The organism is Streptomyces sp. A0592, assembly GCF_004795115.1.
GTDB lineage: Bacteria > Actinomycetota > Actinomycetes > Streptomycetales > Streptomycetaceae > Streptomyces > Streptomyces erythrochromogenes.
The window spans coordinates 74,679-84,134 of the sequence record NZ_SSBM01000029.1; the positions used below are offsets into that span (position 1 = coordinate 74,679).

Sequence of the window (9,456 nt, forward strand, 5' to 3'; positions counted from 1 at the left end):
TACGCACCCCCCGCGGTGGCGGACGCGTACTGGCCGCCGGCGCCCGGGCCTTCGCGACTGCCCGGGAGCACTCCGACTGCCACGGCGATGACCGGCAGGTAGAGATCGCCTTCCGGAACGGCTCGCTCACGGTCGTCTGCCGTGACCTCGTCGCGACCTGGAGTGAGGCCGACTGTCCCGACAAGCCGTAGAGCGGCAAGGCCCCCACCGCCTGCTCAGCCACCGCGGTGGCCACCGGTCCGACGGGCCGCGGCGCCGGTGGTCGCGGGCGCGGTGTGTGACCATCGCAGGAATCACTCGTTTGACGCGGGCGTGAGCACCTCTCAGAGATTCGGCCCGGACGCCGTCGAGCAGGCCGAGGCGGTCCTTGTCGAGCACTACCCCCGACTGGTCCGGCTCGCCTACCTGACGCTCCCGGACTCGCTGGGCCGGCACCCCCGAGTCCTGCTGGCCCACAAGGCCGTGCAGCGGGCACTGCCCCGCTCCGGCACGCCGGCGGGACCCGCCCCGGCCGGGGGAGGCGCCGACGGGCCCGACCGGCACCTCGCGCTGGTCCGCTCCCGCGTCCTGCGCGCCGCCCTCGCCCCTGCGGGACCCGCCGGCACCGCCTGGGCCCGCATCGGCAGGCCGCCCGTCCCGCCCTTCGTGTGGGGGCTGCGGCTGTGGCCGCCCGCGGGCGGCATCGACGAGGCCGCCCGGACGCTGAGCGGGGCCCCCGCCCCGGTGCGGGCGGCGTTCGTCCTGCTCCGCCTGGACGACCTGGGGGAGGACGAGACCGTACGCCTCCTCGGCGGGTCCGGGGCCGCCGATCCGGCGGGCGCCGTACGCGACGCCCTCGCCCTGCCCGTCGCCGAGGATCAGCTCCGGGCCCTGCGCCGACCGGAGTTCGACGCCAGCGTGGTCAGCGCCCGCCCCACCGACCTGCTGAGACGGCGCCGCAGGGCGCGGGCCTGCTGGGCCGCTCTCGCCACCATGGCGCTCACCCTCACCGTGCTCTCCGTCCACGGCTCGCGCCCGGGCCCGGACGTACGGCCGGCCGCCGGGTCCGCGGCCGCCGCGGCGCTGGACCCCGCCCGGCTCCAGCGCGTTTCCGCCGAGGCGTGGTCCGACACCGCCCGCGTCGACTTCACCGCCTGGCCCGCCCGCGGCGGCCGGACCGGCGACCGCGGCCTGCTGGCCCGCGCCCTCGGCACCTGGGCCGCGCCGGGCACGACGCCGGTCGCCACGACGCCCGGCACCACGGCCGAACCGCCCGCACAGCCGCCCCAACTCCTCTACGCGGGCGAACTGGACGGCCGCGCGGTGGTGCTCATGCGCGACGGTGACCGCGTCGTGCGCTACGGCGAAACCACCACCGGCTCCGGCGGCCGCCGCACGCTCGACGTCACCCGCACCGACGACGCCGGGGTCACCACGGCGGCCGCCCTCACCCTGTACCGGGCCGCCGACGGGGCGTCGGCCCGCTACCTCCTCGCCCCCTGGATCGCGACGGCCGCCGCCCGCGACCTGCTCCGGGCGGGCGACACGGGACACGCACTCGACGTCGCCGCCGACGGGGTCACCGCCCCGGCCGCAGTCCCTCCGGCCGGCGGCTCCTGTGCCTCCTGGCCCGTCCTCGAACTCACCTCCTCGACCCGCATCGTCGAGAAGCACTCCTTCGTCCTCACCGACCTCGGTGCGCTGTCCCCCGTACACCTGACCTACACACCGCTCCCGGACGGCCCCGCCGCCGTCCCCGCCCGCCAGCCGCGCGAAGCCACGGGGCCCGAGGCCCGCGCGGCCTGGGCGCGCCAGGCCTGCGGGCTCGGCGAACTGCGCGGGGGCGCGTACCGGGCCGTCAACGTCTGGGACTTCGCGGCCGCCCAGCTGCCCGACGGCGCCGGCCGCGCCGTCTGGTCCTGCACGCGGGCCTCCGGCTGGGCCGGCCCCGGCGACGTCACCGTCCGGCTGCGCCTGGAGGCCGGAACACCGCAGGACGTGGCACGGGCCCGGTCCACGGCCGCCTGCGGCCGGTTCGGCCAGCACCTCCTCGCGGGCTTCCGCTGGCGCTCCCCGGCCGGCCGCTGGTACCTGGTTGCCGCAGGAAGCAGGCAGGTCAGCGCGGTCACGGCGACCGGAGCGGTCCGCGCCGGCGCCGCCGGACGCACCCTTGCCGCCCCCTGGCCCGGCCCGGACGGCCCGGTGTCCCTGACGGGAACCCTCGCCGGCGGCGGCACCGTCACCGCCCTCGACGGAGCGGGAGGAGGCCGCGACTGACCGGCGGCCCGGGGTCCCGGCCGGGCCGCTACCACCGCATGCGGACGTTCTCCGCCCAGCCCAGCAGGCCGTCGACCGCGACCCGCCGGCCCCCGTCGTCGCGGACGGTGCCCGCGTAGTGGCCGAAGCACTGGTCGGTACGGTTGCCGATCAGTCCGACGTCCGTGCGGACCCGCCGCACGTGGAACGGTGTGAACCGCAAATCAACCTGTCCCTCGTGTCCCTCGTGTCCGTCGCGGACGGTCCACGGGGCCAGGGGGTCGTCGGGCGCGAAGTCCCAGACGAGCTCCCGGCCGATCTTGGTGAGCCTGCCGTCGACGCACAGCGCGTTCTCGGTCGACCCCGTGCCGCGGGTCCACTGGCCTCCGAGCTGGATGCCGACGGTGTGCCCGTCCGTACGGCCCGAGGCCGCCCCCCAGTTCCAGCGCACACGCCGGGGCCAGCGCCCGCGCCCGTGGTCCAGTACGGCCCAGGCTCCGTCCCCGAACGCCAGGACGTCGTCCCCGACGGTGACGGTGCCCGACGCGGGGCGCGCGGTGTGCTTGGAGGTGTACTGGAAGCGCCGGTCGCTCCACGGGACGACCACCGAAAGGGTCTCGTGCCCGTCCGGCAGTGCGGCGAACAGGTCGACCTCGACGGGCATCCGGCCGGGCCCCGGGCAGCGCGCCGTCAGCCGGGTGCCGCCGGGCACTTCGGCGATCTCGACGCGGACCTGGCCGCGGACGGGCCGCTCGGGTCCCACGACGAGCGGGGGCGTCCCCGCGGAGCCGGCGACGGTGTCGGGCAGGCGCACGCCGCGACCGCCGGGGACGATCGCGGTCCGCTCGAACTCGCGCCGCCGGCCGGGCCCGAACTCCAGCACGTACACCGAGTTCAGCGCCAGGTAGTCCAGGTCGCTGACGGTGAGGGCGACCAGGTGGGTCGGTGTGGTGACGCACCAGTACTCCCACCGTTTGGTGCGGCCCCAGCCCGGGATCGCCGAGCGGTGCAGGGGCCGGCGCGACCAGCCGACCGCAGCGGGATCGAGCGTGCCGTCGGGTCGGCACAGGCCGACCGGACCGGTGATCTCACGTTCGTACGTGGCCATGCGCGGACCTTATGCGGCCGGAGCGCGGTGGTCGAGGGGCCCGCGTCCTGCGGTCCCGCGCCCCCGTCCGCGGACGTGCGGCGGGGGCGACCACATCGTGGCCGCCCCCGCCTGTTCATCCGTTCACCGCGGCTCGGAAGTCGCGCGCTGCTGCCTGCGCTGCGCTCAGAACGTCAGCGCCCAGGAGTCGATCTTTCCGGTGTCGAGGTTCGCGTTGTCGTTCACCCGGAGCTTCCACACTCCGTTGGCGACCTCGGAGGAGGCGTTGACGGTGACGGTCTTGATGATGTTGTCCGCGCTGCCGCCGGAGCGGTTGTGCAGGTTGTACAGCGTGCCGTCGGGCGCGACCAGGTCCACCTTGAGGTCGCCGATGTAGGTGTGCTTGATGTCGACCGCGACGGTCAGCGCCGCCGGGGCGTTGCCGGCGACACCGCTGACGGTGACGGGCGAGTCGACGGTCGCGTTGTCGCTGATCGCGTAGTCGGCGGTGTTCTCGAAGCGCTTGCCCGGCGGGACGGTGCCGCCCTCGCCGACGTTGAGCAGCAGGTTCGGGGAGCCCGTACCGGGGCTGGTCACCACGTTCGGCGTGGCGGCCGCGACCAGGGCGTCACGGACCTGTGCCGGGGTGCTCGAGGTGTTCTGCGACAGGTACAGCGCCGCTGCCCCGACCACGTGCGGTGTGGCCATGGAGGTGCCGGAGATGGTGTTGGTGGCGGTGTCGCCCGTGCCCCACGAGGACGTGATGGAGGAGCCGGGGGCGAAGAGGTCCAGGACGTTGCCGTAGTTGGAGTAGCTCGCCTTGGCGTCGGTGTTCGTGGTGGCACCGACGGTGATCGCCTCGGCGACGCGGGCCGGGGACTTGGTGGACGCGTTCGTGGACTCGTTGCCCGCCGCGACGCCGTAGGTGATGCCGGAGGCTATGGAGTTGCGGACGGCCGTGTCGAGCGCGGAGTCGGCGCCGCCGCCGAGGGACATGTTGGCGACGGCCGGCTTGACGGCGTTGCGCGTCACCCAGTCGATGCCCGCGACGACCTGGGCCGTGGTGCCGGAGCCGTTGTTGTCGAGGACGCGGACGCCGACGATCTTGGCCTTCTTGGCCACGCCGTACGCGCCGCCCGCGACGGTGCCGGCGACGTGCGTGCCGTGGCCGTGGCCGTCCTGGGCGGTGTTGTCGTTGTCGATGGCGTCGTAGCCGTAGGAGGCGCGGCCGCCGAAGTCCTGGTGGGTGATGCGGACACCGGTGTCGATGATGTACGCGGTGACGCCCTCGCCGGCCTTGTCGGGGTAGGTGTAGCTCTGGTTCAGCGGGAGTGCGCGCTGATCGATCCGGTCGAGGCCCCAGGACGGCGGGTTCGGCTGGGTCGCGTCCACGGTGAAGACGCGGTCCTGCACGACCGACTGGACGGCCGGGTCGGCGGCGAGCTTCTTGGCCTGCGCCTCGGAGACCTTGATGGAGTAGCCGTTGAGGGCCGCGCTGTAGGTGCGGTCGATCTTCGCGCCGTAGCGCTTCGCCACAGCCTTGCCGCTGTCGGCGGTGGAGCGGGCCGCGGAGTCCTTCAGGGTCACGATGTAGCTGCCGGAGATGCTTCCGGCGGCGCCGGCGTTCTCGATGACGCCCTGTGCGCCGGTGTCGGCGGCCGAGGCGGGCAGGGCGGCGGCGGCGCCGAGCGCGAGGGCCGCGACGGCGGTCGCGCTGATGCCGGCGAACCTCCGGCGGGTGTGACGCATCACGGACATGTGGGGGGTCCTCCTCGTGGGCGGTGCACTTCGGGGATGAGGCGGAGGCAGCTCTTGACCAGGGTGCCGCCATGCGCATGACAACCCGTCAACTCGCCTTCGCCCTCGAAAGGTTGACCCACCCCCGCCCCGCCCACAAGGGGCCGACGGGCGCGTAACATCCTTGCCATGCTCCGGCCATGATTGAGCAAAGACGTACCGCACATGACGCGGGCACGGGCGGTGGGGCCGGCGCAACGGCCGGAGGGAAGCCGGGCGTGGGCGCGTATCGCCGGTGCTGCACGGACCGCGGTGGCTCGCGGGGCGCGATTTCACGCCGGAAGCGGTTGCGGCGCCGGCACGGGGCAGCCGGGAGGGCCCGCCCCGCGGCGGCGCGGCCGGCCGCAGCCGCAGCCTGGGCGCTTCCGATGCCACGCCCGGCGGAGCGATCTGCTCCGACGGATCCGCGGACCCGACGGATTCAGGCCAGAGCGCGCTGCTCGGTGAGGGCTGCGGCACCACACCGCCGGGGTGGGCCGACGCCCGTCGCAGCCGCCCGGCCGGACGGCGGCGGGGCTCCTGCGGCGGCCTGTGGAGCGGTGTGCGGACACCGGGGTTCGCCCACCGGTCGGCCCGGGAGTCCAATTGTGAAATTTTCGTGAGCGGGGGGCCTGTGCGGGGGTCTCGGGCCCGGCTGTACCGGAAGTTCAGGTTCCTGTTGTGCCGGGAAGCCCTGCTCCGTCGTCAGCCGCGAGGGCGCCGGCCCGGCGTCCTCACCGCCACCGGTCCGGCGCCACGCACAACGCCGCCACTAGGATGGTGGACCGTGAGTGACGAGGCGAGCAGGCAGGCGAGCGACAGCCAACCCCACCCCATCTCACGGGACGAGGCCCGCCGGCACGCCCTGGCCGGTGACATCGCCTCGCTGCGCCGGATGGGCTCGCAGGTCAGCGCGGGGTACGCGGCTGCCTCCCGGGCTGCCCGGGGCCACGGAAGCGACCTCTCCCACCTCCGGCGGCTCCTCGCCACGACCCCCGGCCGGGAGGGTGTCGAGCTGCTGCTCGGACTGCTCGGCGAACAGGAAGCCGCGACCGGCCCTGCGGGACTCGAACTACCGCTCATGGCGACGATGCTCGCCCAGCACCAGTCGGCCCCGGTCCTCGCGCAGACCGTCTTCGCCGACGTTCCTGACGACGACCGGCTCGGTGAACTGCGGATCTGCCTGTTCCACGAGTTGCTGTTGCGCGGCGTGGACCCGGACGAGTTCCCGGCCCTGCGCCCCGCCTCGCGGCTGCACCCCCTGTCCTGGCTCCCCGACCGCCGCCGCCCGCTGGAGACCGCCCCCGACTTCACCAGCCATTCCGTCAACGGCTCCGCCAAGGGCGTGAGGACGGGGCTGCCCCCACACGGCCGCCAGGACCCGCCGACGCCCCGCCCGCTCCAGGCGTCACCGCTGCGCAACTGCGCGACGGTGGGCGAGCACGACCTCATCGTCACAGCCGTCGAAGGGAACTGGGGCTACGGCGAGGCCTGGGTCTTCCGGCCGGACCGGCCCATCGCTCCCGACCACGTGCCGGCCCTGCTCCCCACGCTGCCGATGGACTGCGTCACGGACCTCGGGCCCACCGGGCGCTTCGAGATAGCGGCCCGCCCCGTGGGCGACATCTGGTCCCTGCTGTTCGCCACCGCGTCGATGGGGGGCTTCTACGGCACCGGCAGGTACGGGGCCTGGGGCCGGCTCCAGGCGTGGCGCTCGCTGGCGGGTCTGTCCGGCGCGCCGTTCGGCGCGGCCGCGGCGGAGGTGGAACTCCGCGCCGAGCAGTGCACATGGTTCCACTTCGAGACGGACAGCGAGTTCTTCCACAACGAGGGCGCCGACTACGCCGTCGCCGCCCTCTCCCCGGACGGACGCCGCCTCGCCGTCCTGGCAGCCACGGACACCGATTAGTCCGCGGGCCGCACCCGGGCCGCCCCGGGCGGGTCTCGGCGCAGTTGCTCGGCCAGTCCGACGATGACGCCCTCCGGACCGCGGACGTAGCAGAGCAGATAGCTGTCCTCGAACCGGGCGATCCCGCCGAGGAGTTCGGCGCCGTGAGGGCGCAGGCGGGCAACGGTGTCCTCGATGTCGTCGACGGCGAACATGACGCGGTGCGTGCCCACGACGTTGTGCGGCCGGTCGCGCGGCCCTGCGGCGATCACCGCGGGGCTCCGGTATTTCGCCAGCTCCAGCCGGCTGTGACCGTCGGGGGTCCGGAGCATCGCGATGTCACAGCGGACGCCGTCGAGCCCGGTGCACCGGTCGGCGACGGGACCCTCGATCTCCGCCCTGCCCTCCAGCTCCATCCCGAGCTCCACGAAGAACGCGACGGCGGCGTCCAGGTCCTCGACGACGATGCCGACGTTGTCCATCCGCTCGATCGCCATGCCGGTCCCTCCTTCTGCCTCGTGCGGCCGGTGGTGGCCGCTGCTGCCCCTGGGACGGAGCCGATGGCACGTTCTCGACGTTCTCGGCCCGCCGAACTCCGGCAGTATCAGGATCGCGCCCCGGCGCCGACCTGGCAGACCGGCGGGTCGGGCGCCACGCCCCGGCAATCCGTTCGGGTGCGTCGCCCCGAACGGGTGGCCCGCCCTCAGCCTGCCGAGGTGAGTTCGCCGCTGAGGGTGTCGTGCAGCTTGGCGCTGGGCCCGTTGAGCCCCGTGATGTCGACGGTCTTGCCGCGTTGGGCGTAACGGTGCTCGATCGCGTCGAGGACCGCCACCGAGGAGGCGTCCCAGATGTGGGCGGCGGACAGGTCGATGACGATCCGGTCGGGGTCGCCAGCGTAGTCGAAGCGGCTGACGAGTTCGTTGGCGGAGGCGAAGAACAGCTGGCCGGTGACGGCGTAGACGACCTGGCTGCCGTCGGGGTCGGTGACCGCGGTGATGTCGGCGAGCCGGGCGACGCGCTTGGCGAAGATGACCACCGCGGTGACGGACCCGGTGACGACGCCGACGGCGAGGTTGTGGGTGGCGACGACGCACACCACGGTGACGGCCATGACGATGATCTCGCCCGCGGGCATCCGCTTCAGCGTGCCGGGGGCGACGGAGTGCCAGTCGAAGGTCGCGAAGCAGACCATGACCATGACGGCCACCAGGGCGGCCATCGGGATGTCGGAGACGACCGGTCCGAAGGCGATGCACAGCACCATCAGGAAGACGCCCGCGAGGAAGGTCGACAGGCGGGTCCGGGCGCCGGACACCTTCACGTTGATCATGGTCTGCCCGATCATGGCGCAGCCGCCCATGCCGCCGAAGAATCCGGTGACCACGTTCGCCACGCCCTGGCCGACGGCCTCCCGGGTCTTCGACGAGCGGGTGTCCGTGATCTCGTCGACCAGCTGCGCCGTCATCAGGGACTCCATCAGCCCGACGAGCGCCATGGCGAAGGCGTACGGGGCGACGGTGGCCAGGGTGTCGATCGTGAACGGCACGTCGGGCAGCCCCGGGACGGGCAGCGAGGACGGCAGCGCGCCCTTGTCGCCGACGGTCGGCACGGCCATGCCCGCGGCCAGGGTGATCGAGGTCAGGACCACGATCGAGACCAGGGGAGCGGGGACGGCCTTGGTGATCCTCGGGAGCAGGACCATGAGGGCCAGACCCACCGCGAAGAGCGGGTACACCGGCCACGGCACGTTCCACAGCTCCGGCACCTGGGCCATGAAGACCAGGATGGCGAGGGAGTTGACGAAGCCGACCATCACCGAGCGCGGTATGAACCGCATCAGCCTGCCCACGCGCAGGGCGCCCAGCACGATCTGGAACAGGCCGGCCATGATCACCGCGGCGACGAGATGGCCGAAGCCGTGCTCCCGGTTGAGCGGCGCGATGACGAGCGCCACCGCCCCGGTGGCGGCGGAGATCATCGCGGGGCGGCCGCCGACGACGGCGATCGTGACGGCCATCGTGAAGGAGGCGAACAGGCCGATCGCCGGGTCCACCCCGGCGATGATCGAGAAGGAGATCGCCTCCGGGATCAGCGCGAGCGCGACGACCAGGCCGGCCAGCACCTCGGTGCGCAGCACCTTCGCTGACAGCCAGGACGGGCGGCGGCGCGAGAAGCGCGGGAGGGCGGACATGGAAACGGTGCTGTCGGGCAAGACGGGCAGACCTGTCGGGCGGGCACACCGCCGACGGGCGGGCGTACGTGAACATGGGACGACCCCCCAGGGTACCGGCGCCCGGACGGGCGGCCTGCGGCGACGGCTCCGGCCGACCAGGACCGGTGACCGGTGTGGGGGTGGTGTCAGGTGAGGGTGGCGAGGGCGGCTTGGTGGTGGGGTGGTGCGGGGAGGTCGGTGAGGTGGTGGCCGGGGATGGTGGGTGGGGTGGGGTGGGTGCTGACGTAGGGGTGGGTG

6 protein-coding genes are annotated in these 9,456 nt (G+C 73.8%); 2 read left to right on the forward strand and 4 right to left on the reverse strand.

Annotated features, from left to right (window positions below):
• Positions 1 to 312: 312 nt before the first annotated feature.
• Positions 313 to 2,256: a hypothetical protein gene (locus E6U81_RS30455; protein ID WP_136233245.1), complete on the forward strand. Its 1,944-nt coding sequence runs from the start codon at positions 313 to 315 to the stop codon at positions 2,254 to 2,256.
• Between the two features lie 28 nt (positions 2,257 to 2,284).
• Here the strand turns inward: E6U81_RS30455 and E6U81_RS30460 are convergent, their stop codons facing one another.
• Positions 2,285 to 3,343: a DUF2804 domain-containing protein gene (locus E6U81_RS30460; protein WP_136233246.1), complete on the reverse strand. Its 1,059-nt coding sequence runs from the start codon at positions 3,341 to 3,343 to the stop codon at positions 2,285 to 2,287.
• A gap of 165 nt (positions 3,344 to 3,508) precedes the next feature.
• The gene (locus E6U81_RS30465; RefSeq protein WP_136233247.1) at positions 3,509 to 5,080 is read right to left on the reverse strand and encodes a S8 family peptidase; all 1,572 of its coding nucleotides are present in this window, start codon (positions 5,078 to 5,080) and stop codon (positions 3,509 to 3,511) included.
• Between the two features lie 805 nt (positions 5,081 to 5,885).
• Here E6U81_RS30465 and E6U81_RS30475 point away from each other — a divergent pair.
• A complete protein-coding gene (locus E6U81_RS30475) occupies positions 5,886 to 7,007 on the forward strand; it encodes a DUF6183 family protein (protein ID WP_136233249.1) in 1,122 nt (373 codons plus the stop codon).
• On the opposite strand, the gene E6U81_RS30480 is transcribed toward E6U81_RS30475, so the two are convergent.
• Positions 7,004 to 7,483 (reverse strand): VOC family protein, encoded by a 480-nt coding sequence (locus tag E6U81_RS30480; RefSeq protein WP_136233250.1) that lies wholly within the window; start codon positions 7,481 to 7,483, stop codon positions 7,004 to 7,006. The genes E6U81_RS30475 and E6U81_RS30480 overlap by 4 nt on opposite strands.
• A 206-nt stretch (positions 7,484 to 7,689) precedes the next feature.
• Entirely contained in the window at positions 7,690 to 9,177 is a 1,488-nt protein-coding gene (locus E6U81_RS30485; protein WP_136233251.1) for a SulP family inorganic anion transporter, read from the reverse strand.
• Positions 9,178 to 9,456: the final 279 nt, after the last annotated feature.